Origin of the sequence: Nocardioides sp. LMS-CY (assembly GCF_018732145.1) — a bacterium.
In the GTDB taxonomy this organism is placed as follows: Bacteria; Actinomycetota; Actinomycetes; order Propionibacteriales; family Nocardioidaceae; genus Nocardioides; species Nocardioides soli.
Map to the genome: position 1 here is coordinate 402,757 of NZ_CP076104.1, position 25,010 is coordinate 427,766.

Annotated in this window: 29 protein-coding genes and 1 pseudogene; 23 read left to right on the forward strand and 7 right to left on the reverse strand. The window is 71.3% G+C overall.

The window, feature by feature from the left end:
* Window positions 1–487 precede the first annotated feature (487 nt).
* From KM427_RS01910 to pgfA, 3 genes are all read left to right on the forward strand, one after another.
* Entirely contained in the window at window positions 488–889 is a 402-nt protein-coding gene (locus tag KM427_RS01910; protein WP_215526066.1) for a hypothetical protein, read from the forward strand.
* A gap of 140 nt (window positions 890–1,029) precedes the next feature.
* Window positions 1,030–2,391 (forward strand): glycosyltransferase family protein, encoded by a 1,362-nt coding sequence (locus tag KM427_RS01915; protein ID WP_215526067.1) that lies wholly within the window; start codon window positions 1,030–1,032, stop codon window positions 2,389–2,391.
* Between the two features lie 259 nt (window positions 2,392–2,650).
* Complete coding sequence (gene pgfA / locus KM427_RS01920; RefSeq protein WP_215526068.1) at window positions 2,651–3,532, forward strand: cell envelope lipid trafficking protein PgfA; 882 nt, start codon at window positions 2,651–2,653, stop codon at window positions 3,530–3,532.
* A gap of 3 nt (window positions 3,533–3,535) precedes the next feature.
* On the opposite strand, the gene KM427_RS01925 is transcribed toward pgfA, so the two are convergent.
* The gene (locus KM427_RS01925) at window positions 3,536–5,302 is read right to left on the reverse strand and encodes an N-acetylmuramoyl-L-alanine amidase (protein ID WP_215526069.1); all 1,767 of its coding nucleotides are present in this window, start codon (window positions 5,300–5,302) and stop codon (window positions 3,536–3,538) included.
* 239 nt (window positions 5,303–5,541) lie between these two features.
* On the opposite strand from KM427_RS01925, the gene KM427_RS01930 reads away from it, so the two are divergent.
* A complete protein-coding gene (locus KM427_RS01930) occupies window positions 5,542–7,323 on the forward strand; it encodes a phosphoenolpyruvate carboxykinase (GTP) (RefSeq protein ID WP_252274961.1) in 1,782 nt (593 codons plus the stop codon).
* A gap of 52 nt (window positions 7,324–7,375) precedes the next feature.
* Here KM427_RS01930 and KM427_RS01935 read toward each other — a convergent pair whose 3' ends face one another.
* On the reverse strand, window positions 7,376–8,131 hold the full coding sequence (locus KM427_RS01935) for a phosphatase PAP2 family protein (RefSeq protein WP_215526070.1): 756 nt from the start codon (window positions 8,129–8,131) through the stop codon (window positions 7,376–7,378).
* Between KM427_RS01935 and KM427_RS25820 the strand changes: the two are divergent.
* The 18 genes and pseudogenes from KM427_RS25820 to KM427_RS02020 all read left to right on the forward strand — a co-directional run.
* Window positions 8,116–8,373 (forward strand): annotated as a pseudogene (locus tag KM427_RS25820) (hypothetical protein); the annotation flags it as partial. The gene KM427_RS01935 and the pseudogene KM427_RS25820 overlap by 16 nt on opposite strands.
* Before the next feature lie 63 nt (window positions 8,374–8,436).
* The gene (locus KM427_RS25400) at window positions 8,437–8,832 is read left to right on the forward strand and encodes a hypothetical protein (RefSeq protein WP_252274964.1); all 396 of its coding nucleotides are present in this window, start codon (window positions 8,437–8,439) and stop codon (window positions 8,830–8,832) included.
* 40 nt (window positions 8,833–8,872) lie between these two features.
* Window positions 8,873–9,757, forward strand: coding sequence for an FAD binding domain-containing protein (locus KM427_RS01945; RefSeq protein WP_215526072.1), 885 nt, complete (start codon window positions 8,873–8,875; stop codon window positions 9,755–9,757).
* Window positions 9,757–10,230: a (2Fe-2S)-binding protein gene (locus KM427_RS01950; RefSeq protein WP_183592339.1), complete on the forward strand. Its 474-nt coding sequence runs from the start codon at window positions 9,757–9,759 to the stop codon at window positions 10,228–10,230. Before KM427_RS01945 ends, KM427_RS01950 begins: the two co-directional genes overlap by 1 nt.
* On the forward strand, window positions 10,227–12,608 hold the full coding sequence (locus tag KM427_RS01955) for an aerobic carbon-monoxide dehydrogenase large subunit (RefSeq protein ID WP_215526073.1): 2,382 nt from the start codon (window positions 10,227–10,229) through the stop codon (window positions 12,606–12,608). The genes KM427_RS01950 and KM427_RS01955 overlap by 4 nt, the downstream gene beginning before the upstream one ends.
* A gap of 9 nt (window positions 12,609–12,617) precedes the next feature.
* A complete protein-coding gene (locus KM427_RS01960; RefSeq protein ID WP_183592341.1) occupies window positions 12,618–13,577 on the forward strand; it encodes a LysR family transcriptional regulator in 960 nt (319 codons plus the stop codon).
* Between the two features lie 168 nt (window positions 13,578–13,745).
* The gene (locus tag KM427_RS01965; protein WP_215526074.1) at window positions 13,746–14,687 is read left to right on the forward strand and encodes a putative endonuclease domain-containing protein; all 942 of its coding nucleotides are present in this window, start codon (window positions 13,746–13,748) and stop codon (window positions 14,685–14,687) included.
* Window positions 14,688–14,850: 163 nt separating this feature from the next.
* The gene (locus tag KM427_RS01970) at window positions 14,851–15,093 is read left to right on the forward strand and encodes a hypothetical protein (RefSeq protein WP_183592343.1); all 243 of its coding nucleotides are present in this window, start codon (window positions 14,851–14,853) and stop codon (window positions 15,091–15,093) included.
* Window positions 15,093–15,971, forward strand: coding sequence for an FAD binding domain-containing protein (locus tag KM427_RS01975; protein WP_215526075.1), 879 nt, complete (start codon window positions 15,093–15,095; stop codon window positions 15,969–15,971). The genes KM427_RS01970 and KM427_RS01975 overlap by 1 nt, the downstream gene beginning before the upstream one ends.
* Entirely contained in the window at window positions 15,968–16,495 is a 528-nt protein-coding gene (locus KM427_RS01980) for a (2Fe-2S)-binding protein (RefSeq protein WP_215526076.1), read from the forward strand. Before KM427_RS01975 ends, KM427_RS01980 begins: the two co-directional genes overlap by 4 nt.
* A complete protein-coding gene (locus tag KM427_RS01985; protein ID WP_215526077.1) occupies window positions 16,492–18,894 on the forward strand; it encodes an aerobic carbon-monoxide dehydrogenase large subunit in 2,403 nt (800 codons plus the stop codon). The genes KM427_RS01980 and KM427_RS01985 overlap by 4 nt, the downstream gene beginning before the upstream one ends.
* The gene (locus KM427_RS01990; protein WP_215526078.1) at window positions 18,891–19,778 is read left to right on the forward strand and encodes an XdhC family protein; all 888 of its coding nucleotides are present in this window, start codon (window positions 18,891–18,893) and stop codon (window positions 19,776–19,778) included. The genes KM427_RS01985 and KM427_RS01990 overlap by 4 nt, the downstream gene beginning before the upstream one ends.
* Window positions 19,779–19,781: 3 nt before the next feature.
* Window positions 19,782–20,366 (forward strand): SRPBCC family protein, encoded by a 585-nt coding sequence (locus KM427_RS01995; RefSeq protein ID WP_215526079.1) that lies wholly within the window; start codon window positions 19,782–19,784, stop codon window positions 20,364–20,366.
* A gap of 10 nt (window positions 20,367–20,376) precedes the next feature.
* The gene (locus KM427_RS02000; RefSeq protein WP_183593745.1) at window positions 20,377–20,628 is read left to right on the forward strand and encodes a hypothetical protein; all 252 of its coding nucleotides are present in this window, start codon (window positions 20,377–20,379) and stop codon (window positions 20,626–20,628) included.
* Between the two features lie 4 nt (window positions 20,629–20,632).
* Complete coding sequence (locus tag KM427_RS02005) at window positions 20,633–20,860, forward strand: hypothetical protein (RefSeq protein WP_215526080.1); 228 nt, start codon at window positions 20,633–20,635, stop codon at window positions 20,858–20,860.
* 2 nt (window positions 20,861–20,862) lie between these two features.
* On the forward strand, window positions 20,863–21,117 hold the full coding sequence (locus tag KM427_RS02010; RefSeq protein WP_183592349.1) for a hypothetical protein: 255 nt from the start codon (window positions 20,863–20,865) through the stop codon (window positions 21,115–21,117).
* Between the two features lies 1 nt (window position 21,118).
* Window positions 21,119–21,406, forward strand: a complete 288-nt coding sequence (locus KM427_RS02015) for a hypothetical protein (protein WP_183592350.1) — start codon at window positions 21,119–21,121, stop codon at window positions 21,404–21,406.
* Complete coding sequence (locus tag KM427_RS02020; protein ID WP_215526081.1) at window positions 21,403–21,771, forward strand: hypothetical protein; 369 nt, start codon at window positions 21,403–21,405, stop codon at window positions 21,769–21,771. Before KM427_RS02015 ends, KM427_RS02020 begins: the two co-directional genes overlap by 4 nt.
* Here the strand turns inward: KM427_RS02020 and KM427_RS02025 are convergent.
* The 5 genes from KM427_RS02025 to KM427_RS02045 form a co-directional block, all read right to left on the reverse strand.
* Entirely contained in the window at window positions 21,750–22,157 is a 408-nt protein-coding gene (locus KM427_RS02025) for a hypothetical protein (RefSeq protein WP_183592352.1), read from the reverse strand. The two genes, KM427_RS02020 and KM427_RS02025, sit on opposite strands and share 22 nt — an antisense overlap.
* On the reverse strand, window positions 22,154–23,281 hold the full coding sequence (locus KM427_RS02030) for a vWA domain-containing protein (RefSeq protein WP_215526082.1): 1,128 nt from the start codon (window positions 23,279–23,281) through the stop codon (window positions 22,154–22,156). Before KM427_RS02030 ends, KM427_RS02025 begins: the two co-directional genes overlap by 4 nt.
* A complete protein-coding gene (locus tag KM427_RS02035) occupies window positions 23,274–24,146 on the reverse strand; it encodes an AAA family ATPase (protein ID WP_215526083.1) in 873 nt (290 codons plus the stop codon). Before KM427_RS02035 ends, KM427_RS02030 begins: the two co-directional genes overlap by 8 nt.
* A gap of 25 nt (window positions 24,147–24,171) precedes the next feature.
* The gene (locus KM427_RS02040) at window positions 24,172–24,423 is read right to left on the reverse strand and encodes a hypothetical protein (RefSeq protein ID WP_183592355.1); all 252 of its coding nucleotides are present in this window, start codon (window positions 24,421–24,423) and stop codon (window positions 24,172–24,174) included.
* 64 nt (window positions 24,424–24,487) lie between these two features.
* Complete coding sequence (locus tag KM427_RS02045; protein WP_215526084.1) at window positions 24,488–24,658, reverse strand: hypothetical protein; 171 nt, start codon at window positions 24,656–24,658, stop codon at window positions 24,488–24,490.
* A gap of 168 nt (window positions 24,659–24,826) precedes the next feature.
* On the opposite strand from KM427_RS02045, the gene KM427_RS02050 reads away from it, so the two are divergent.
* The gene (locus KM427_RS02050; protein ID WP_183592376.1) at window positions 24,827–24,973 is read left to right on the forward strand and encodes a DUF1059 domain-containing protein; all 147 of its coding nucleotides are present in this window, start codon (window positions 24,827–24,829) and stop codon (window positions 24,971–24,973) included.
* Window positions 24,974–25,010: the final 37 nt, after the last annotated feature.

The following is a 25,010-nucleotide window of genomic DNA, read 5'->3' on the forward strand; positions in this document are numbered from 1 at the left end:
CATAGTGTCCTCGCACATCCAATTTCGGAGGACGTGTTCCTTCTGTTAGGACAGGATTCTCATGCGCCGTTCTCGGAGACCTCGACTGGCTCGGACTAAGATCTGCACGTTGGCTGCCATCGCGGGTCTCTTGGCTCTGGGAACGGGGGAAGCGCTCGCGAACGCGATCCCGTCTGACATCGGATCAGAAGATTCCGCGCGCACGGTGACGCCGACATGCTTCCCATTCATTGACCATTTCGATGGAGCCGCCGGGACGACACCGGCGGGCTGGGCGGTCACTGGCGGTAGCACGTGGGCGCCCGGGTACTTGAACGGGACAGGGCAACTGATCGTCCCCACGAACGCGAACATGCGGCGCGCCGGAGCCCTCAATTGCCCCAGTGGCACTCGCGTGAGAATCACGGCGAGTGCACTTATGCCGAATTCAAGTGAGAACCTGGCTGGGGTCTGGTCGGTTCACGATGACGGTCCACCGCGTGGGGAAATGGACTTTGTGGAGAGTTGGGGGCCGAACCGTTCGGGTTCTGCCAAGAAGTCGCAGGTGGCTACGCATGCCTGTTGGAATAGCGAGCCTTGTCCCGAAGTTCCGACGGCCATCGACTGGTCATTCAGGACCGACAACTACTTCCCTGCCGGATACAAGCCCTGGCAGACGTGGCACGAATATGTAGTCGAGTTCACGGTGGCAACAACCTATAGCGTTCTCTTCTATGCGCGCGATGCCGCAGGAACCATCATCTATCGGACCACGTTGCCGAACGGCAAGGTGAGTCGAGTAGGGGCCGACCGCCCATACAGCTTGGCGGTGTCCAATAAGTACACCCCTGTCGGCGGAACCCGATCGCAGATGACCGTGGATTGGATCAGGGTGGAGATCTTGAGCTGAGGACAGCGGGAGCCATGGTCTGAACCTGTGCCAAGCGAATTGCCTCTCCGGGGTCTTGGGTCTGTGACCCTCCGAGAGCTCATGTTCTGCCGAAGGCCGCCGCCTGATCGGGAACCGAGAAGGCGTGATACCGTGCTTCGATGAAGCGGGCCGTAAAACTTTGCGCGGTTGCAATGAATGAGGGGCCCTACCTCGCGGACTGGATCTTCCACCACCTGCACTTCGGATTCGATGCAGTCGAAATTTGGATTAATGGCACGGACGATCCCTCTGAGGTGATCGCCAGGCGAGTGAGCGCCATCCATCCGTCGGTAGAATTCAGTAATGCAGACGGATTGCTCGAGGCGTGCATTGCTGGTGGTCGGTATTTTCAGTACGAGGCGTATGCCCGAATGGCTGAAAAGGCAGAAGCTGATGGCTTCTCGCATATCGCATTTCTCGACCTGGACGAGTACTGGGTCCCGCATGATTTCGTCTCGCCGGTTCGCGAGTTCTTGCCGGACCCATACGCGGTGAACGTTGTTTCGTTCCCTTGGGCATTCGACGTCGCCGACTCAGATGCGATCCCGTTTGAGAACGCCTTCGCTTCGAGATTGCGGATACAGATGGACCATCATGTCAAGTCGGTGGTGCGTCTGGATGACAGGGTCGTTCAGTTCAGGCCCCACACCGCGAGGACAAGGGCGGGTCGTCGATTGTTGATCCGTGACCGATTCCCCATGGCTAACCGGCGCCTGCAGCAGTGGGGGAGTTTCATTGATTTCGAATCGCTGTCCGCAACGTGGAACTCGATTCCTGAAGCCTATGTACTCCATCGGATCCATCGGTCACAGGTCGAGTACCTCGCCTCGCTGAGGAAGGCTCCTCGGCGGGTGGCCGGCGGCTCTCCCTATCGGGACAATCGAACGGGATTCAAACCCCTGGACCGTCCGGTTCTCCGACATGCTCTACCTCCAGTTCACCTTGCGTCGTATCTCGAACAGCGGGCTAAGTTCTTCTCAGCGACCGGCGTCGGTCCCGCCACCAGGATGGCCGCAGACTTGACGCGCGCGAGGGCTCGTCAAGTTGTCGACGACGTCGTTGGTGACGCTGCGCTGATGTCGCGGCTAGCCGGTGCGCTTCGAGGCGTTTCCGAACCGGCGCTGGATCGCCGCTATCCCGGATGGCACCTCGAGCTTCGAGGGTGGGTGGACGAGTGGGCCATCGTGGATCGTCAACTCACCGCCCGCGGTTGGGCCTTCGTGGAGGCGGAAGATCAAAGTGTGGACCTGGGCGTGCGCGATGACCGTGGAGAAGTGTTGAGGATTCATCGTGCTTATTGGACCGACCGACCCGACGTTGGTCAGGTCTTTTCGTCGGCTCCAGTGCGGTGCGGCTTCGAGATGTCGGTTGACCTGCCCGCGTCGTTCGGGGAGGCCCTCGAGCTTGTGGCGTGCCCTTCGGGTGCCGGGCTGTGGACAACCATCCCGGGCTCGAGCGCGATGCAATCGGGGTCGAGTTGAGGCCACTGCAGATGCTCTTCGGTGTGGTGCGGCCGCATGCGATCTCGAGCTGATACTGCGCAGGTGGGGCGTGTGGTCAACGCGCTGGTACCGACTCGGCGGTGCCCCGTCCGAGCTGTCGGGGATCCTCGCGGGCCTGGTAACCGGCCGCGGTGGTCGTGGTGACTAGTGGTCCGGACCCACCGCGTCCGCGGAGTCGGCCGGCTCGTAGGCTACCGACTGGTAGCCCATCCTTCCCCGGCACGAAAGCCAGCCCGTCATGCGCAAGATCCTCGCCCCCGTCCTCGTCGGCATCGGCGCCTTCCTGGTGGTCGCGGCGGTGCTGGCGCAGACCTGGGTGCCCGGGCAGGTGGAGCGGACGCCGCTGGACACCGACAGCACCACGCACCTCTCCGGTGAGGCCCGGGTCGGTGGGCCGAAGGAGCCGGTCGGGCCGGTGTTGGCCTACAGCATCAACCGCGCCGACTCCGAGGCGTCCGACGACGAGGTGATCGTCTGGGCGACCTCGCTGTGCGTGGTGCGCGACGAGGGTGGCATCGACGGGTGCGTGAGTGCCGACGACCCGCAGAGGCGGCTGATCAGCGCGGAGGCCGAGGCGTTCGCGACCGACCGGCACACGGCGCTGACCGTCGCGAACGATGGCTACCTGCCGGCCGACGTCCCCCAGCAGGAGGGCCTGCAGAACAAGTGGCCGTTCGGTGCGCAGCGGCAGACCTACCCGGTGTGGGACGGCGTGGTCGGCGCGGCCGTCGACGCGACGTACGAGGGCACCGAGGAGTTCGACGGCCTCGAGACGTATCACTACCGGGCGGAGGCGGCCGCCGAGGGCGTCGACGTCCTCGAGGGCGTGCCCGGCGACTACGCGCAGACCACCGACTACTTCATCGAGCCGCGCACGGGCGCGATCATCAAGCAGGTCGTGCACCAGGAGCGGTCGGCCGACGGGGTCGGTGAGATCCTCGTCCTGGACCTCGCGTTCACCGACGACCAGGTGCAGACCAACGTCGACGAGGCGCGCGACAACATCTCGCGCCTGCGGCTGCTCGAGACGATCGTGCCCGTCGTCGGGTACGTCGTGGGCGGCCTCGCCCTGCTGGGCGGGCTGGCGCTGCTGGTGGTGCGCCGGCGGACCCCGGCGTAGCCGTCAGCGCTTGCGCCGCTTGCGCTTGCGGAGGACGGCGACCCTGGCGGTCGTCGTCGAGGCATCGAAGCCGGGGCCGCCGGAGTAGGTGATGGTCGCCGTGGTGCGGCCCGGCTTGACGAGCGGGAACTTCGCGACCGCGTTGCCCTTGGCGTTGAGCGGCAGCGTCATCGTCTGCTTGCGCAGCTTCACGGTCACCGTGCCGGTGGGCCGGGCCGTGGTGCCGGCGGCGCGCACCTTGACCCCGATCGCGGCCTTGCGGGCGAGCCGCTTGCGCTTCACCTTCATGCGGGTCATGGTCGTGACGGCGGCCGGCGCGGCCACGGTGGAGCTCACCGCCGAGTAGCCGTCGCGGGTCGCGGTGACCTGGACGCTGATCGTGGCGCCGAGGTCGTCGGCCGTCGTCGTGTACGTCGCGGCGGTCGCTCCGGGGATCGCGGTGCCGTTGCGGAGCCAGGCGACGGCCACCGCGGCATCCGCCGGGTTGTAGGTGCCCGGGGTGACGGTCAGGGCCTGGCCGAGCGCCGTGGATCCGCCCACCACGGCCGGGGTCGCCTCGGCGATCGGCGGCGGCGGCGCGCTGCCGGCGGCGATCACCTGCTTGGTGGCCTGCCGGATCGCCGGCAGCTGCGCGTAGAGCCGACCACCGGGGCAGGCGGTGTCGTTGGTGTCGCGGTGGCCGTCGATCACCGGCAGGCTCACCACCCGCCGAGCGCGGAACTTGTCGCTGCCCTCGGAGGTGACGGTCGCGCTGCCCAGCGGGTCGAGGCCGTACGGCGCGATCTTCCACGCGGCCAGCGCGGCCACCGCGGAGATGATCTGCGGGGTCGGCGAGACGCTGTCGTAGTTGCCGATCACCGAGATCCCCGTCGACGTGGCGTTGAAGCCCAGGGTGTGCGCGCCGCGGACCAGCTTCGCGGGCCCGCCGGACCGGCCGACCCAGATTCGTCCGAACTTGTCGACGAGGAAGTTGTAGCCGATGTCGGACCAGCCGAGGCTCTTGGTGTGGTAGCGGTAGAAGCCGCGCAGCAGTGCCGGCACGTCGGCCTCGCCGTAGTCGTTGCCGCTGGCCGTGTGGTGGACGTGCACCTGCTGCAGGGTCTTGTTGTACGTCGGCGAGCCCGATCGCCAGCTTTCGTCGGCGCCCCACTTCTTCCGGGTCAGCATCGCCGGCTGGGTGACGGTCTTGCGCTGCAGTCGGCCGCGCCCGCTGACCCGCCCCCGGGTCCGGCTCGAGCGCAGCCGCGGCCGGACGGTCGCGTCGCCGCGCAGCCGCCGCGGGTGCAGCAGCACCAGGGAGAGGTCGGCCGGTCGGTTGCCGTCGACCCGGATGTCGATGCCGTCGGACCGCCCGATCCACACCAGGTGGGTACCCCGGGTGGAGGAGGTCTCGGCGGCGCCGGCGTCGGGCTCGTCGTGCATCACGGTGGCCGGGCGCCACGGCGTCCACTGGCCGCGGAGCCGGGAGCGGAACCGGATCTGCGGATCGCGCCGTCCGGTCCAGGTGAAGCCCACCATCGAGTGCGTGGACGTGCCGAGCGTGCGGGAGCGCCAGGAGCCGTCCGCGGTCACGGGCAGCAGGTCGTCGCCGAGCCGCACTGTCAGCGAGCCGACCTGCGAGTCGGAGGAGAGCTCGAGGCGCGGACGGTCCGCGGAGTCGCCGTCGGTCAGGCTCGCGGCGAGCTTGGTCGCGGCGGTTGCCGTGCCCAGGGCGGCGGCCCCGGCCAGGCCGAGGATGACGGGTCGACGATGCGCGTGGGTGCGTTCCACCCCGCCAGTGTGCGTCACATCAGCACCATGTGTCACACGGACCCGCCGAGAACTTACGTACGAGAAGGACGAAAGCCCTGTCTGTACTGGGTTCTGGGCATTTTCGGCCTACCCCGCTTCCGCGATCGTCCCGAGCTTGGGTTACCGTCCCGACAAATGCCCGAGGGGATCGAAAGGTAACGACTGACATGGTCGACGTGGAGAGTGCGCTGGATCAGGCAGGACTGACCAACCCGCGGGTGAGGGAGTACGTGGCCGAGTGGGCCGCGATCACCCAGCCTGCCCGGATCGAGGTCGTCGGCGCCGCCGACGACGCTCGCCTGGTCCAGGAGTCGCTCGACGCGGGTGAGCTGCAGCCCGCCGGGCCGGGGCGCTACTACTCCCGCAGCTACCACAAGGACACCGCCCGCTCCGAGGAGCGCACGGTCGTGGCCACCAGCAAGGACGCCGACAAGGGCGTCTACAACAACTGGAAGCCCGCCAAGGAGATGACCGAGCTGCTCACCGAGCGGATGCGCGGCGCCTCGGCGGGCAAGACCATGTACGTCATCCCCTACCTGATGGCGCCGCCCGGATCGCCCCTCGCGCCGTACGCGACGGGTGTCGAGCTCACCGACAGCCGTCCGGTCGTGCTGCACATGATCCGGATGTCGCGGGTCGGCGTCGACTACCTCAACGACCTCGAGGACCCCGACAGCTTCGTGCGCGCCGTGCACGTCACCGGCGACCTGCCCAACCTCGGCCAGGGCACGCCCGACGACCAGCGCTACTTCGCCACGGTCGCCGACGAGCGGACGATCCTGCACTACGGCTCGTCGTACGGCGGCAACGCGCTGCTCGGCAAGATCGCGCACGGCCTGCGCCAGGCCTGCTACGACGGCCGCGAGTCCGGGGTGTTCCTGGCCGAGCAGTTCATGCTGCTCGGCATCACCGACAAGCAGACCGGCAAGCGCTGGCACGTCTGCGGCGGCTTCCCGAGCGCCTCCGGCAAGACCAACCTGGCGATGACGCTGGCGCCCGACGCGATGGGCGACCGCTACCACGTCGAGTTCTACGGCGACGACATCGCCTGGCTGTGGGTGGGCGAGGACGGCCGGGTCTACGGCATGAACCCGGAGTTCGGCGTCTTCGGCGTCGCCAAGGACACGAACGAGAAGACCAACCCGACCGCGCTCGACTCGATCGCCGACGGCACCGGCGTGATCTTCACCAACGTCGCCTACAACGACCGGACCGAGGAGGTCTGGTGGGAGGGCAAGACGAAGAGCCACCCGGAGGACGTCACCGGCTGGCGGGACTGGAAGGGCAACCTGATCTCCGAGCGGGAGCCCGGGGACGACTCGCCGTGGGCGCACCCCAACAGCCGCTTCACCACGACGCTGGCCAACGTGCCCAACGTGGCCGCCGACTTCGAGGCGCCGCAGGGTGTCCCGATCGACGCGATCATCTTCGGCGGCCGCACCAGCGACCGTGAGCCGCTGGTCCGCGCGATCTCCGACCTGGCCGAGGGCGTCTACGACGGCCTGACGCTCGGCGCCGAGGCGACCTTCGCCGCCGAGGGCGTCGACGGCCAGCTGCGCTACGACCCGATGTCGATGCGGCCGTTCATGGCCTACGCCGAGGGCGACTACGCCGCCCACTGGCTCAAGATCATCGGCGCGGCCAAGGAGCAGCCGGTCTTCGCGCACGTGAACTGGTTCCAGCGCGGCGAGGACGGCCACTTCCGCTGGCCCGGCTACCGCGACAACCTGCGCGCCCTGCTGTGGCTGTGCCGCTTCAAGGACGGCGAGGTCTCCGGCCGGCAGACGCCGGTGGGTGTGCTGCCGACGGTCGAGGAGCTCGAGCTCGAGGGCGTGGAGATCACCCCCGAGGACCTCGAGACGATCCTGACCATCGACGTCGCCCGGTGGCGCCAGGAGATGGGCTTCCGCGAGGAGCACCTCAAGCAGTTCGACCGGCTGCCCGAGGAGATCTGGGAGGCCCACCGCAGGGTCGCCGCCGCTCTCGACGCGGAGGCCTGAGGAAGTTGGTGAGGTGCAGGAATACCCGGTGCACCGGGTATTCCTGCACTTCTCACGTGGTGCGTCGGCCGAGAAGTGCAGGCTCTGCCTGAGAGGTCCGGCCCACCGGTCGGGTCAGCCACAGCGCGCCGACCACCAGCACCGCGCCGGCGGCGCCGTCGAGCCAGTAGTGGTTGGCCGTGCTGACGACGACGAACAGCGTGGCCAGCGGGTGCAGGAGCCACAGCCAGCGCCAGCGTGACCGGCAGGCGGCGATCAGCACGATCGCGAGCAGCAGCGCCCAGCCGACGTGCAGGCTCGGCATCGCGGCGTACTCGTTGGAGAGGCTGGAGAGCACCGGCGCCTGGTAGATGGACATGCCGCCGGCGTGGCCGGTGTCGACCATGCCGAGCGACGACAGCAGCCGCGGCGGGGTGACGGGCACCAGCACGTGGAAGACGAGCGCGGCGCCGGTGGCGGTCAGCAGGGCGCGCTTGGCCCAGGCGTACGCCGGGCGCCGGTAGCGGTAGAGCCAGACCAGGACCGCGATCGTGAGCGGGAAGTGGACCGAGACGTAGTAGCGGTTCGCGAGCTCGATCAGCCACTCGTGCCCGAGCGCCCAGGCCTGCAGCGACCCCTCGGTCGGCAGCCGCAGCCAGCGCTCCGCGTCGAGGATGCCGCCCGCGTGGGCGTCGGCCCGGTCGAGCTCCTGGGCGGCGAGCATCCGGCCGAGGTTGTAGAGGAGGAAGGCGCCCAGGACCTGGGCCAGCTCGCGGACCACGTCCGCGCCGCCGGTACGACGAGACGCGGTCGGTGCGACCGTGCTCACCGCCATCGGCGTCCTACCGTCCTCTCGTAGAGATTTACAACTGTAAGATAGTCAGACGGCCCCTCCGGGGGCACATCGGGTCCGACCCGGGCGACGGGCCGAACTCATCGAGAGGAGGGGCGATCGCCACCGCAGATACCTGCGACCCGCGTGTCGAGCGCAGCCGGGCGCAGCTGACCGACGCGCTGCAGACGCTGCTGAGCACCCGCGACTCGCGGGACATCTCGGTCTCGGCCCTCTGCGCCCAGGCCGGTGTCAGCCGCCCGACCTTCTACCAGCACTTCGCGAGCCTCGACGAGGTCGCGGTGGCCGGCATCGAGCGCCGCTTCGCCGAGCTGCGCGCCGAGACCGTGGACGGCCCGGACGCGGCGTACCGGCTCCTCGTCGCCTTCCTCGGCGACATCGACGCCCAGTGCGAGTCGTGGCGGCACACGATCGGCACCGGCACGGCGTTCTCCGCCTCACGCGACGCCGTCGAGACCTGGCTCGCCGACCGGCTGGCCGAGCGCGCGCCGGGGGCGAGTCCGACGGCGGTGCGGTACGCCGCGGCCGGGTTCCTCGGCGCGGTGCGCGCCTGGCTGCTGGACGACGATGGGCCCGACCGTCCCGACGCCTCCACCCTGGCGGTCCGCCTCGTCGAGCTGTCCGGCCTGGTGCTCGGCCCGGCCGATCCGCACCCGGGGTGCCGCCCGGGCTCGTAGCATCCACAGTGACGGGCGTCACGAGGTGCAGGAGGCGCAGGTGCAGGTCCCGGCCCCGATCGAGTACGAGCGGGCGGTCAGCGTCGAGCACGCGATCGGGCTGCTGGAGCGACTCGGCGAGGAGGCCCGGCTGATCGCCGGGGGGCACAGCCTGCTGCCGATGATGAAGCTGCGGCTGGCCAACCCGGAGTACCTCGTCGACATCAACGACCTGCACGACGAGCTCGGCTACATCCGGATCACCCCGACGCAGGTGCGGATCGGCGCGATGACCCGACACCGCGAGCTGCTCGAGTCCGACGAGCTCGCGGCGGTCTGCCCGATCTTCCGCGACGCCGAACGGGTGATCGCCGACCCGCCGGTGCGCAACCGCGGCACCTTGGGCGGCGCGCTCTGTCAGGCCGACCCGTCCGAGGACCTGTCGTCGGTCTGCACCACCCTCGACGCGAGCTGCGTGATCCGCGGGCCGGAGGGCGAGCGCACCGTGTCGATGGACGACTTCCACCTCGGGCCCTACGAGACCGTCGTCGGGCACGCCGAGATGCTCACCGAGGTGCGGATCCCGGTGCGGCCGCGGGGCAGCAGCGCCTACGCCAAGGTCGACCGACGGGCCGGCGACTGGGCGGTGGCCGCGGCCGGCGCCGCGCTCTGGGTCGACGAGCGGGGCACGATCGCCGACGCCCGGGTCGGCCTCGCGGCGGTCGGCCCCAACACCACCGGCATCCCGGAGGTCTCCGCCGCCCTGCGCGGGCGCCCGCCGTCGGACGAGGCGTGGTCGCTCGCGGGCGCGATCGCGGCGCAGGCCTGCCGCCCGGTCACCGACAGCCGCGGCACGGCCGACTACAAGCGCCACCTGGCCGGCGAGCTCACCCGGCGTACCCTCCGCGCGGCGTGGGAGCGGGCCCGGGAGGGGGGCGCAGCCTGATGGAGATCAGCCTGACGGTGAACGGCGAGCCGGTGACCCGCGACGTGGAGGCGCGGCTGTTGCTCGTGCACCTCCTGCGCGACGAGCTCGGCCTGACCGGCACCCACTGGGGCTGCGACACCAGCAACTGCGGCACCTGCGTGGTGCTGTACGACGACGAGCCCGTGAAGTCGTGCACGGTGCTGGCCGCGATGGCCAGCGGCCACGACGTACGCACCGTCGAGAGCCTGGAGTGGGAGGGCGAGCTCGACCCGGTGCAGCAGGGGTTCATGGAGTGCCACGGGCTGCAGTGCGGCTTCTGCACCTCGGGGATGCTGATGACCGCGCGGGCGCTGCTCGACCGCGACCCCGACCCCAGCGAGGCGACGATCCGCGAGGCGATCTCCGGCCAGATCTGCCGGTGCACCGGCTACGCCTCGATCGTCCGCTCCGTCCAATGGGCCGCGGCGCACCCGGAGGGCAAGCGGTCATGAGCGCCTTCGTCGACAACGACCAGCGGCCGCTCGGTCACGGCCGGATGCTCCGCAAGGAGGACCGCCGCTTCGTGCGCGGCCGCGGCACGTACGTCGACGACATCAGCCTCCCCGGCATGCTCCACCTCGCCGTGCTGCGCTCGCCGGTCGCGCACGCCCGGATCGTCGGCGTCGACACGCTCGCCGCCGAAGCGCATCCCAAGGTCAAGGCGGTCGTCACCGGCGCGATGCTGGCCGAGCGCGGGCTGGCCTGGATGCCGACGCTGTCGGGCGACGTGCAGGCGGTGCTCGCCACCGACAAGGTGCGGTTCCAGGGGCAGGAGGTCGCGTTCGTCGTGGCCGAGGACCGGTACGCCGCCCGCGACGCCCTCGAGCTGATCGACGTGGAGTACGACGTGCTCGAGCCCGTCGTCGACGTACGCCGAGCCCTCGACGACGACGCGCCGCTGATCCGCGACGACGTCGAGGGCAAGCGCGACAACCACTGCTTCGACTGGGAGACCGGCGACGCGGCCGCGACCGCGGCGGTCTTCGACCGGGCCGAGGTCGTGGTGCGCCAGGAGCTGGTGTTCCCGCGGGTGCACCCCGCGCCGATGGAGACCTGCGGCGCGGTCGCCGACTACGACCGGGTCGAGGAGCGGCTGACCCTGTGGGCGACGACGCAGGCGCCGCACGCCCACCGCACGCTGCTCTCGATGTTCGCCGGGCTGCCCGAGCACCGGATCCGGGTGGTCTCGCCCGACATCGGCGGCGGCTTCGGCAACAAGGTCCCGGTCTACCCCGGCTACGTGCACGCGATCGTCGGCTCGATGCTCACCGGCCGGCCGGTGAAGTGGACCGAGGACCGCACCGAGAACCTGGTCGCCTCCGGCTTCGCCCGCGACTACGTGATGCAGGGAGAGATCGCGGCCACCCGGGACGGGCGGATCCTCGGGCTGCGCAGCCACGTGCTCGCCGACCACGGCGCGTTCAACGGCACCGCCGCGCCACGCAAGTTCCCCGGCGGCTTCTTCGGGGTGTTCACCGGCAGCTACGACCTCGAGGCGGCGTACTGCTCGATGACCGCCGTGCACACCAACAAGGCCCCGGGCGGGGTGGCGTACGCGTGCTCGTTCCGGATCGCGGAGGCGGTCTACCTGGTGGAGCGGATGGTGGACCTGCTCGCCGCCGAGCTCGGCCGCGACCCGGTCTCGTTGCGGATGCAGAACTTCATCCGGCCCGAGCAGTTCCCCTACACGAGCCGCACGGGGTGGGTCTACGACTCCGGCGACTACCCCCGCGCGATGGCGGAGGCGCTGCGGATCGCGGGGTACGACGAGCTGCGGGCCGAGCAGGCCGAGCGACGGTCGCGTGGCGAGCTCATGGGGATCGGGGTCTCCTTCTTCACCGAGGCGGTCGGCGCCGGGCCGCGCAAGGACATGGACATGCTCGGGCTCGGCATGGCGGACGGCTGCGAGCTGCGGGTGCACCCGACCGGCTCGGCGGTGATCCGGCTGGCCGTGCAGACCCAGGGGCAGGGGCACGAGACGACGTTCGCCCAGCTGGTCGCCGAGGAGCTCGGCATCCGTCCCGACGACGTCGACGTGGTGCACGGCGACACCGACAACACGCCGTACGGCCTGGGCACCTACGGATCCCGCTCGACCCCGGTGTCGGGCGCGGCAGCGGTGCTCGCGGCCCGGCGGGTGCGCGACAAGGCGCGGCTGATCGCGGCCGGGATGCTGGAGGTCGCGCCCGAGGACCTCGAGTGGACCAAGGACGACTCGGGGGGCCGCTTCGACGTCCGCGGCGTGCCCGACACGGGTGTGACGATCCAGCAGATCGCGATGCGCGCCCACGGTGCCGGCGACCTGCCCGCCGGTGTCGAGGGCGGGCTGGACGCGCAGATCTCCTACAACCCCGACAACCTGACCTACCCGTTCGGCGCCTACATCTGCGTGGTCGACGTCGACCCGGGCACCGCGGTGGTGAAGGTACGCCGCTTCATCGCGGTCGACGACTGCGGCACCCGGATCAACGAGATGATCGTCGAGGGACAGATCCACGGGGGGCTGGCCGACGGGATCGGGATGGCGCTGATGGAGTTCATCGGCTTCGACGAGCACGGCAACTGCCTCGGCGGCTCGCTGATGGACTACCTGATCCCGACCGCCCTCGAGGTGCCCGACTGGGAGTGCGGCACGACCGTGACCCCGTCGCCGCATCACCCGATCGGGGCCAAGGGCGTGGGCGAGTCCGCTACGGTCGGCTCGCCGCCGGCGGTCGTGAACGCGGTGGTCGACGCGCTGGCGCCGTACGGCGTCCGGCACGCCGACATGCCGCTCACCCCGTCACGAGTCTGGGAGGCGATGCAGGGCCGTGCCGCTCCTCCCTTCTGAGGTGCCCTCATGACACCCACGCAGCTGCGGGCCTTCGCGTCCGTGGTCCGGCTCGGCTCGGTGAAGGCCGCCGCCGCCGACCTGGGCGTGACCGAGGCCGCGGTCTCGCTGCACGTCGGCCAGCTGCGCAAGGAGCTCGGCGACCAGCTCTTCAACCGGACGTCGTCCGGGCTGGCGTTCACTCCAGGCGGACTGCGGCTCGCCAGCCGCGCGGTCGAGCTGCTCGGGCTGCAGGACCGGACGGTGCTCGAGGTGCGCGCTGCCGGCGCCGGCCGCCGGCTGCTGCGGCTCGGCACCACCTCGCTCTTCGCGGAGTACGCCGCGCCGGGCCTGATCGGCCTCTTCGCCGACCGCGCCCGCGACCTCGACGTGGAGCTGAGTGTCCACCGCGCCCGGGACTTCGAGTCGATGCTGCTCACCCGCACCGTCGACGCCACCATCGGACCGCGGCCCGCGACGTCGGACCCGGCCGTGACCAGCACGCTGTTCCTGCACTACCAGATCCTGGCCGTGGTCACCCCCGACCACCCGCTGACCCGCACCGGCCAGCCGGGCACCGCGCTGCTGCGCGACCAGACCTGGCTGCTCGGGCCGTCGGCCGCCGACGACTCCGGCGTGATCCCCGCGATGCTGCACCGCATCGGCGTACCGGAGGACCGGCAGCAGATCTTCCAGTCCCACGCCGCCGCCGTCGAGGAGGCCAAGCGCGGCACCGGCATCGGCCTCGCCGTCTCCTTCGCGGTCGCCCAGGACCTCGCCGCCGGCGCGCTGGCCCGCGTGCCCGGCCGGCTGCTCCAGGGCCAGGGGTCCTGGAACCTCTCGATCCTCGCCGGCCAGCGGGCCACCCCGGCGGCGGAGGAGATGGCCCGGTTCGTGACCACGCCGCGGGCCACCCAGGCGATGCTGCGCGGTCGCGGGGTCACCCACGGCCGGTTCAAGCCGGCGGTGCACGTCACCCTCTGGAGCTGACCGCCTCCGCGGACGTCATACGGTCAGTGTGTCCCCTTCCACCGTCCGTATGACGTCCCGCGACAGCAGCGCGCCGCGAATCGTCCACAGCGGCGGGTCGGGCGCGGTCGTCCACAGCTGAGTGGCGAGCAGCCACGCGGTGCGGGCAGCGGTGCGCATGGTGTCGGCATGCCACGAGGACCTTCGTACGACGACCGCAGGTTCGCCGCCGCGCGCGAGCTCGCCGAGGAGCAGGGTGGCCTGCTGTCGCGGCGCCAGCTCTATGCGCTGGGCATCACCCGCTGGGAGATCACCGGCCACGTGCGGGCTCGGCGCTGGCTGCTGGTCGGCGACCAGTCGGTGCAGCTGCACAACAGCACGCTGTCGGCGTGGGGTGAGATGTGGGGCGCGGTGTTCCAGGGTGGGCCGCGGGCGAGCCTCGACGCCGGCTCCGCGCTGATCGCGGCCGGGCTCGAGCGCTTCGAGATGGATCGCGTGCGGGTGTCGGTGCCCCGCGGGGCACGGGTGCGCCGCAACCGGCGGTTCAACATCAGGCAGACCCGGCGCTGGGACGCCGCCGACATCGTGCGGGTCGGGATCCCGCGGACCCGGACGCCGACCGCGGCGGTGCGCGCCGGCCTGTGGGCCCGCACCGACCGGGAGGCGACCTACGTGCTGACGATCGCGGTCCAGCAGGGGCTGGTGCCACCTCACGAGCTGGGTGAGGAGCTGCTGAGGATCCGGCGCGACCGGCGTCGGCTGCTGCTCCACGCGGTCGTCAACGAGCTCCTCGACGGCGCCCGATCCCTGGGCGAGATCGACGTCGCCCGCGAGCTGCGTCGGCGCGGACTGCCGCCGCCGGCGCGCCAGGTGCTGCGCCAGGACGGTCGCAACCGCTACTACCTCGACCTCTACTGGCCCGACTACGCCCTGGTCCTCGAGATCGACGGCATCCACCACGCCTGGGCCGAGAACGTCGTCGGCGACGCGCTGCGGCAGAACGCCGTCGTGCTCCAGGGCGAGACCTTCCTCCGGCTGCCCCTGCTCGGGCTGCGGCTGCGCCCCGGCGACTTCTTCGCCCAGGTCGAGCACGCGCTCCGCGCCGGTGGCTGGCGCCCCGCCGCCGCCTGACCCCCGCGGACGTCATACGGACAGTGTGTCCCCTTCCACCGTCCGTATGACGTCCCGGCCGCGGGCGGCACCTAAGCGAAGTGTTGATTCGCTGTTGCGGCCGGGTGTGACCGGGAGCACAGTGGCGCCAATCCTGACGCGGCTCTAGGGGGAGGTGGCGCGCGTGCCGATCGAGTCGGACGGGCACAGCCGGGGGAACCCGCGGATGTACGAGCTGATCGAGGGCGCCCCGAAGGAGGGGAAGAGCCCGACGGTGTGGGCGTTCCCGCAGTTCGTCGAGTTCCTCAAGGTCGCGGGCCAGCCGGTGCAGGGTCCGTGGCCGCCGCACCAGCAGCCCCGGCCGGACCCGACCGAGGTCGACTCGATGCCGGTCGCCGTGCCCGATCCGGCGAGCGAGGGGGCCTGATGTACCCCTCCCGCTTCGCCTACGAGGCGCCCCGCACCCTCGACGAGGCCATCGACCTGCTGGCGCAGGGTCGGGGCGAGGCCAAGGTGCTGGCCGGCGGGCAGAGCCTGGTGCCGCTGCTCAAGCTCCGCTTCGCCAACCCCGACCTGCTCGTCGACATCAACAACCTGCCCGGCCTCGACCACCTCGACATCGCGGCCGACGGCGGCGTCCGCGTCGGCGCCCTCGTCCGCCACCGAGACCTCGAGCGGGCCACCGCACTGGCGAGCGCGCAGCCGGTCATGGCGGCGGCCGCGCCACTGATCGCGGACCCGATCGTGCGCACCCGCGGCACGCTCGTGGGCTCGCTGTGCCACGCCGACCCCCAGGGCGACTGGGCGGCAGCGGTGCTCGCGGCCGGCGGGCAGGTCGTCGCCCAGGGGCCGCACGGCCGCCGGAGCATCCCGGTGGGCGAGTTCGTCGTCGGCCCGTTCCAGAACGTCCTGGAGTACGACGAGGTCGCGGTCGAGGCCACGATCCCGGCCGCCCGCGACCGGGTGGCCGGCGGCTTCCTGAAGCTGGAGCGCCGGGTCGGCGACTTCGCGACGGCCGGCACCGCGGTCGCGCTGGAGCTCGACGGCGACCGGGTCACCCGTGCCGGCATCGCGCTCACCGGCGTCGGCAGTCGCACCCTGGATGCGCGGGCCGCCGCCGACTCGCTGCTCGGGCGGGCGCTGACCGCCGAGACGATCGCCCGCGCCGCCGAGCTCGCGGCCGAGGCCGCGCAGCCCAACTCCGACCACCGGGGCAGCGCGGCGTACAAGCGCCACGTCATCCACACCTTCGTGACCCGGATCCTCACCCGGGTCACCACGACGACAACGGAGCACGCCGCATGAGCACCCTGTTCGAGGAGATCCCCCCGGCCCCCGCCGACGGAGTGCCGGTACGCCGGGTGACGGTCACCGTCAACGGCCGGGAGCGCACCGCGGACGTCGAGCCGCGGCTGCTGCTGGCGCACCTGCTGCGCCAGGGCTTCCGGCTCACCGGCACCCACACCGGCTGCGACACCACCAACTGCGGTGCCTGCACGGTGCTCGTCGACGGGCTGCCCGTGAAGAGCTGCACGATGCTCGCCGTGCAGGCCGACGGCCACGAGGTGACCACGGTCGAGGGGCTCGGCGGGCCGAGTGAGCTGCACCCGCTGCAGGAGGGCTTCAAGGACGAGCACGGCCTGCAGTGCGGCTTCTGCACGCCGGGGATGATGCTGGCCGCCAAGGCCCTGCTGGCCGAGAACCCCCGCCCGACCGAGGACGAGGTCCGGTTCGCGCTCTCGGGCAACCTGTGCCGCTGCACCGGCTACCAGAACATCGTCAAGGCGGTGCTCTGGGCCGCGGAGAAGATGGACGGGGGCGACCAGTGACCCTCACCGAACCGAGCCGCGCGCTCGACGAGATCAAGATCGGCGGCATGGGCGCGAGCCGCAAGCGCGTCGAGGACAACCGCTTCATCCGCGGCAAGGGCCACTACATCGACGACGTGGTGCTGCCCGGCATGCTGCACATGGAGATCCTGCGCAGCCCGGTCGCGCACGCGCGCATCCGGTCCATCGACACCAGCGCCGCGTGGGACGTCCCCGGCGTACGCCTGGTGCTCACCGGCGAGATGATGGCGACCCGCAACCTCGCGTGGATGCCGACCCTGAGCTACGACACCCAGGCCGTGCTGGCCACCGACAAGGTGCGGTTCCAGGGTCAGGAGGTCGCCTGCGTCATCGCCGACGACCCCTACATCGCCAAGGACGCCTGCGAGGCGATCGTCGTCGAGTACGAGCAGCTGCCGGTGATCGTGAACCCGACGCAGGCGCTCGCTGCCGACGCGCCGATCATCCGCGACGACAAGCAGGGGCAGCACGACAACGTCTGCTTCAACTGGGAGGTCGGCGACAAGGACGGCACCGACCGTGCGTTCGCCGAGGCCGACGTCGTGTCGCGGATCCGGATGCACTACCCGCGCTCGCACCCCTCCCCGCTGGAGACCTGCGGCTCGGTCGCCGACTTCGACCGGGCCACCGGCAAGCTCACCGTCTACATGACCACGCAGGCGCCGCACATCGTGCGGGCCGCCGTCGCGCTGATCGCGGAGCTGCCCGAGCACCTGATCCGGATCGTCTCCCCGGACCTCGGGGGCGGCTTCGGCAACAAGGTGCCGGTCTACCCGGGGTACGTGATGTCGATCCTCGCCTCGATCCTCACCGAGCGCCCGGTGAAGTGGATCGAGGACCGCACCAGCAACCTGATCTCGACCGGCTTCGGCCGCGACGTCTACCTCACCGGCGAGATGGCGCTGCGGCAGGACGGCAAGATCCTCGGCGTCCGGATGCACACCGAATCCGACCACGGCGCGTTCTTCGGCGACGCCCAGCCGAGCAAGTTCAAGATCGGCCTGCTGCACTCGGCGTTCTCCTGCTACGACATCCCGACCGCGCACCTCACCGCGCGCGGTGTCTACACCAACAAGGCTCCCGGCGGCGTCGCCTACCGGTGCTCGTTCCGGGTCACCGAGGCGATGTTCTTCCAGGAGCGGATGGTCCAGGCCGCGGCCGACGACCTGGGCATCGACCAGGCGGAGTTCCGGCGGATGAACTTCGTGCGCGACGACGACTTCCCGCACCGGACGCCGTTCGGCTTCCTCACCGACTCCGGCCAGTACGCGAAGTGCCTGCAGGTCGGCCTCGACGCGATCGACTACGAGGGCTTCCGCCGCGAGCAGGCCGAGGCGGCGAAGAACGGCCGGCTGCTCGGCATCGGCATCTCCTGCATGACCGAGCCGCTCGGCGCCGGCAACAGCCGGGAGTACGACATCCTCGGCATCAAGATGTTCGACTCCGCCGAGCTGCGGGTGCACATGACGGGCAAGGCGATCCTGCGCACCGGCGCCAAGACGCAGGGCCAGGGGCACGAGACGACCTGGGCGCAGATCGTCGCCCACGAGCTCGGCCTGCCCGCCGACGACATCGTGGTCGAGGAGGGCGACACCGACACCGCGCCGTTCGGGATGGGTACCTACGCCTCGCGCAGTACGCCGGTCGCCGGCGCCGCGGTTGCGATGGCCGCCCGCAAGGTGCGGGCCAAGGCGCGCAAGCTCGCCGCCCACCTGCTGGAGGTGTCGGAGGAGGACGTCGAGTGGGAGCTCGGCCGGTTCTACGTCCGCTCCGCCCCGGACCGCGGCGTGACGATCCAGGAGTGCGCGATGGCGGCGTACTCCAACATGCCCGACGGCCTCGAGCCGGGCCTGGAGGCCAATGCCTACTACGACCCGCCCAACCTGACCTGGCCGTTCGGCTGCTACATCGTGACCGTCGAGGTCGACCCGGTGACCGGGGTCTGGGACGTGCTGCGGGTGGTCGCCGTCGACGACTGCGGGGTGCGGATCAACCCGATGATCGTCGAGGGTCAGATCATGGGCGGCCTCACCGAGGCCTACGCGATGTCGTCGATGCAGTTCATCACCTTCGACGCCGAGGGCAACTGCATCGGCTCGAACTTCATGGACTACCTGCTGCCCACGGCCTGGGAGACCCCCGGCTACGAGCTGCACGAGGTCGTCACCCCCTGCCCGCACCACCCGATCGGCGCCAAGGGCATCGGCGAGTGCGCGACGGTCGGCGGGCCGGCGGCCTTCGTGAACGCCGTGATGGACGCGCTCAAGGGCCACGGCGTGCGCAACGTCGACATGCCGCTGCTCCCCGACCGCGTCCACGAGGCCCTCACCACGCGCGCCGACGTCTCCGGCGCCCCACCGATCAGGACCGACGCATGAACGAGCAGGACTTCGCCGGTCAGGAGTACGCCGTGGCGACGGTCGTGTGGCGGCAGGCGCCGTCGTCGGGCCAGATCGGGTCGCGCGCGATCGTCACCGCCGACGGGCAGATCCACGGCTGGATCGGCGGTGCCTGCGCCGAGCCGACGGTGATCCGCGAGGCGCAACGGGTGATCCGCGAGGGCGAGGCCCGACTCCTCTACCTGGGCGCGAGCGACGACCTGGTGCTGCCCGAGGGGATGACCGCGATCCCGATGTCGTGCCAGAGCGAGGGCGCCTTGCAGATCTACGTCGAGCCCGTCCACCCGCCCGTGCACCTCGTGGTGGTCGGCCGGTCGCCGATGGCCGAGCTGCTCACCGAGCTCGCTCGCGTGCTCGGCTGGCGGGCCGAGCTCGTCGACGGCGCCGGGTTCACCGCCGCCGACGTCGACGAGCGCGCCGTCGTCGTGGTCGCCACCCAGGGACACCACGACGAGGACGTGATCCGGCACGCCGCGTCGGCACGGCCGGCGTACGTCGGCCTGGTCGCGTCGCACAAGCGGGGCGAGGCCGTCCTCGGCTACCTCGCCGACCGCGGCGTCCCGCCCGACCTGCTGGAGCGGGTACACACCCCCGTCGGGCTCGACCTCGGCCACACCACCCACCGTGAGATCGCGGTGTCCATCCTGGCCGAACTGGTGCGGGTCCGCGCGGCGGGCGGCCTGGCCGTCGAGCCGGACCGCCGGGAGCTCCCCCTGCTGCCGACTGCCGAGGCGCTGGACCCGGTGTGCGGGATGACCGTGCCCGCCGACGACGCCCACTTCCCGCTGGAGGTCGACGGCACGACGTACCACTTCTGCTGCGTCGGGTGCCGCGATGCGTTCCTCACCAGGACGGAGGCCTGAGACGTGCGGATCGGCAACGAGTTCGAGGTCGGCCAGTCGGTCGACAGGGTCTGGGAGTTCTTCGGGGACGTGCCCGGGGTGGCGGCGTGCCTGCCCGGGGCGGACCTCACCGAGGAGCTGGGCGACGACACCTACGGCGGCACCGTCGGCGTGCGGATGGGCCCGGTGCGGATGGAGTTCACGGGCCGGGCGAAGATCCTGGAGCGCGACGACGCAGCCAAGCGGATGGTCATCGACGCCTCCGGCTCCGACCTCAAGGGCCGCGGCCAGGCCGCGATGACCGTGACCGCCGTGCTCACCCCGGCCGGTCGGGGCACCCGGGTGCGGATGGAGCAGGACCTCCAGCTCTCCGGCGCCGCCGCGCAGTACGGCCGCGGCATGATCTCCGACGTCACGACCGTGCTGATGGGCCAGTTCGCCGACAACGCACAGCGGCGCATCGACGCGCTGGAGCGCGGCGAGTCCGTGGACGCCCTCACCGCGAAGCCCGCGAGCGGGCTGTCGATCGGCCTCCAGGCCATGCGGATGGCGCTGCTGCGCGTCTTCCGCCGGTTCTTCCTGCCCTATCAACCCACTCCGACGAGCTGAGGTGTCCCTGATGCTGTGGTGGATCGGCAACATCGTGCTGCTGGTGGTCGTCGTACCCGTGCTGGTGGCGCTGCTCAACCGCGTGCTCGCCGCCCTGGAGCGGATCCGGGCCGCGTCCGACGACATCCTCGCCGGTGGCGGGGCGCTCGCGGCCGAGCTCGACGGGGTGCCCGAGACGCTCGCCGAGACCGGCGCCACCGTCGAGGCCGTCTCGCAGGGCGCGGTCCGGTACGCCGGCTCCGTCGGAAAGCTCCTGGGGTGACGTGATGCCCGTTGTCGCCTGGGTGACCGTGGTGCTGGCCGCGCTGATCATCGCCGCCGCCGCGCTCGGCCTGATCCGCGTGATCGGCCACCTGCTAGCCGTGACGAAGACCCTCGACGGGGTGATCGCCGGGGTCGGTGTCGTCGCGGACCGGACCGCGACCGTGCCGGCCTCGGTCGTCACCGTGAACACCAGCCTGAAGCCGGTGCGCGACTTCTGCGAGGGGGTGTAGCGATGACGGCGATGGTGGAGACCGGTTGGGCGGTCGGCTACACGGTCGGCATCGTCGTCGTGCTGGTCGTCGTCGCGCTCGTCGTGCCGATCCTGCTGCTCGCGCACCGGATCGGTCGTCAGGCCGGCGCGATCGACGAGTCGCTGGGCGAGTCGGTGCGCAACACCGCGGGCCTGGCGGGGCTGCACACCACGATCGAGAGCGCCGAGATCATCGTCGCGGGACTCAACCGTGGCCGCACCAGGCTGGGAGGCTGAGATGACCCTCTACCTGACCGACACCCAGGAGAGCCTGTGGTGGGGCGCGGTGATCGGCGGCTTCGTCGTCGTGCTCGCCGTCGCCGCGCTGCTGACGATCCTGGTGCTCTCCGTGCGCACCATCGACCAGCGGGTCGGCTCCGTCAGGGACACGCTGCTGGAGGCCGAGCGCAACACCGACGACACCGCGCTGCTCGCGACGACGGCGGCCGGCGTCGACGCGGTGCTGGCCGAGGGCCTCGAGCACCACCTCTTCCTCGGCCGGGTCCTCGGAAAGGTGCGGACGTGACCCTCCTCGTGACGCTGACCGTCGTCGACATCCTGCTGCTGATCGCGGGACTCGCGTTCTACCTGTACGTCGTGGGCACCCAGCTCACCCGGATCGCCGGAAACCTCGAGGAGTGCGGCGAGATCGTGCGCCGCATCGTCGCCAACGCCGAGCCGATCCTGCCGGAGCTGCAGCACATCAACCGGACCGGCGGGGTCGTCGCCGGCGCGCTGCCGCTGCTCTACGGCATGGCCGAGGGGATCGTCGCCGGGGCGACGTACGAGCCCGCCCCGGCGGACGCCGCGCGACCGCCGGCAGTCCCCGCCTCGGGCCGCCGCCGCTCGCGGCTGCACGACTCCGTCGGCTACGAGCCGGTCGGTGGCTGACCGTCGGGCACCCGCCCGATCCAGTGGTCCTGCCAGGTGCTGTCGTACTGACGGTCGTTGCACTGCGGCTTGTAGACCGCGACCAGCTCGTCGGTGACCTGCTGACGGTGTCCTGCCAGGCCACCCGGGATCTCGTACGTCGCGACGTGCACGGCGTACTTGCCGCCCGCGCGCCTGATCCAGCACGGCGCGGCCGAGTGGCGGAACGGAAACCCTTCCGTTGACAGGTCCTCGCTGTGTCCGGCGTAGATCACGGCGTAGCGCTCGCGATCGGGATCGGGCCGGTAGAGGATGGCGTAGACGCCGGCCGTCGCAGGCGGGGTCCACCCGGCCAGCACCCGCGGACCGTCGAAGGGGTAGCCGGCGAGCGAGCCCAGCCGGATCATCCGAGCACCGCCAGCGTCCGCGCGAACCGCTCCAGGTCGTCGAGGTCGCGGGCCGGCAGCAGCCGGTCGACGTACGGCGTCGCAACGGTCATGCCCAGCGACGGCGGGCTGCCGGAGCCGGCGTGCGGAGAGAGCCAGACCACGCGGTGGCACCGACGCGCGAGCCGCCGCATCGCCGACTCGAGCAGCGCGGGGTCGCCGCGGTCGAGGCCGTCGGAGCAGATCACGACGATGCCGCCGCGGCCGATGCCCCGCCGTCCCCACTCGCGCACGAACGCGTCCAGCGATGCGCCGATGCGGGTGCCGCCCTCCCAGTCGACGACCGCGTCGGCCGCCCGCGCCAGCGCGTCGTCGGGCCGCCGGTGCTCGAGCTCGCGGGTGATCCGGGTCAGCCGGGTGCCGAAGCAGAACACCTCCACCCGCCGGGCCGCCCGCGAGGTGACGTGGGCGAACTGGAGCAGCGCCCGGGAGTAGTCGGCCATCGACCCCGACACGTCGAGCACCAGCACCAGCCGCCGCGGCCGCACCCGCCGCTCGCGCCAGCGCAGCGTGGCCGGGTCGCCGTGGGTGCGCAACGCCTCGCGGACGGTACGCCGCAGGTCGGGTCGGCGGCCGTCGACCGCCGGCGCCGTACGCCGCGACCGCCGCCGCGGCGGGGTCAGCCGCACGGTGCGCATGATCCGGCGCAGCGCGGCCAGCTCGTCGGGAGTGCAGTCGGCGAACGACTTCGCACGCAGCGTCGCGACGTCGGACCCGACCAGGCCCATCGGCGCCTCCTGCTGCTCGCGCTCCTCGCCCGACCGCTCCGGCTCGGGCAGCTGCAGGTCGGCCCAGGCCTCGGGGGCGTCGGGCCGGTTGAAGGGCCGCGCCTCGTCGGGCTCCCCGGGCACGCCGAGGAACCACTCCCGGAAGACGCGGTGGTAGACGGGCAGGTGCTCGCGGCGGCCGACCAGCGTGGTGCGCCCGGCCCAGTAGAGGTCGAGCAGGTCGGTCGGGTCGAGCGGCTCCATCGCGGCGCAGTAGGTCTGCACGTCGCCGGTGCCGACCGGCAGCCCGGCCGCGCGGAGCGCGCGCCCGAAGCCGACCAGGGTCTCGAGGAACGCGGTGCCGGTCGCGTCAGCCACGGGAGAGCTCGTGCACGTGGGCGCGGACCACGTCGAGGTCGTCGCGGTCCTTGACGACCGCGCCGATCGTGTCCTCGACGGTCTGCGGGTCGAGGTCGGCGGCGCCCACGGCGCCCAGGGTGCGCACCCAGTCGATGGTCTCGGCGACCCCGGGAGCCTTGGCCAGGTCGAGCTCGCGCAGCCGGGTGACCGCGGCCACCACCCTGCGGGCGAGGGTCTCGGACACGCCGGGCTCGCGCACCAGCACGATCTCGACCTCGCGGTCGAAGTCGGGGTAGTCGACCCAGTGGTAGAGGCAGCGCCGCTTCAGTGCGTCGTGCAGCTCGCGGGTCCGGTTGGAGGTGAGCACCACCAGCGGCGGGCGCTCGGCCCGGATCGTGCCGATCTCGGGGATCGTGATCTGGAACTCCGAGAGCAGCTCGAGCAGGAAGGCCTCGAACTCGTCGTCGGCCCGGTCGACCTCGTCGACCAGCAGCACCGCGCCGTCGCCGGTGCGCACGGCGTCGAGCAGCGGCCGCTCGAGCAGGAACTTCGGGCCGAACAGCGCGTCGACGGCGCCCTCGTCGGCGAGCGCGGCCTCCGACAGCGCCCGGATCTGCAGCAGCTGGCGGGCGTAGTCCCACTCGTAGATGGCCTGGTTGGTGTCGATGCCCTCGTAGCACTGGAGCCGGATCAGCCGCCGACCGAGCACGGTCGCGAGCGTCTTGGCGATCTCGGTCTTGCCGACGCCGACCTCGCCCTCGAGCAGCAGCGGCCGGTCGAGGGTCAGGGCGACGTACGCCGCGGTGGAGAGCCCGCGGTCGGCCAGGTAGCCGCCCGCGCGCAGGGTCTCGGTCAGCGCCGCGACGCTCGCCGGTCGCGTCATCCGCGCTGCGTCGTTCTCTGGGGAGTCATCTCGGGGGAGGGCCGAGCACGAGGTCGCGGATCGTGCCGCCGGTGCCGTCGTACTTGCCCTCGCGGAGCAGCAGGTCGCGCCACGCCTCCCGCAGGTCGGTGCCCGGCGGCGCCATGCCGTCGAAGGTGACGCCGCGCATCCGCTTGCAGACCTTGGCCGGGGTGGACTCGTCGAGCTCGCGGGCGGCCTCGGTGGCCTCGTCGGCGGACCAGAGGGCTCGCAGCACCTCGGTGGCTTCGTCGCTCATCGCTGCCTCCCCTCGTCGCGGCATCTCCACTGTAGGTCGGCGCGGCGGCGCGGGGGAGGGCTGCTTAAGGGAACGCTGAGGTGCCCTCCCGGACCACCAGCTCGGTGGGGAGTGTGTCGGCGGCTGACGGCCCGCCCCGGATCACCGCCAGCAGCGAGGCCACGGCGATCTCGCCCTTGCGGGCCACGACCTGGCGCACGGTCGACAGCGGCCCGGCCCGCGCGTAACGGTCCAATCGCTGGGTCCGAACCGACCCGAGCGCACCCCTGGCCGTCATCCCGGCGCAATTGAACGGTTACGGCCCGCACCGGTCGTCTGCGGCATCGCTTGTCCGGGCGTCGGCGGGCGGTCGCGGGACCGTGTTCGGCCGGCCGCGGGCGAGAACCCGTTCTAGGCTGTCCGCATGAAGACGCGACTGACCTGCCCGTGCGGCGAGGTGATCAAGGGCGAGGACGAGGACCAGCTCGTCGAGCTGACCCAGCAGCACCTCGCCGAGGCGCACCCGGGGATGTCCTACGGGCGCGACGAGATCCTGTTCATCGCGACCTGACCGACGGTCGGAACGACCGTCGGCCCCAGCCCGGCTC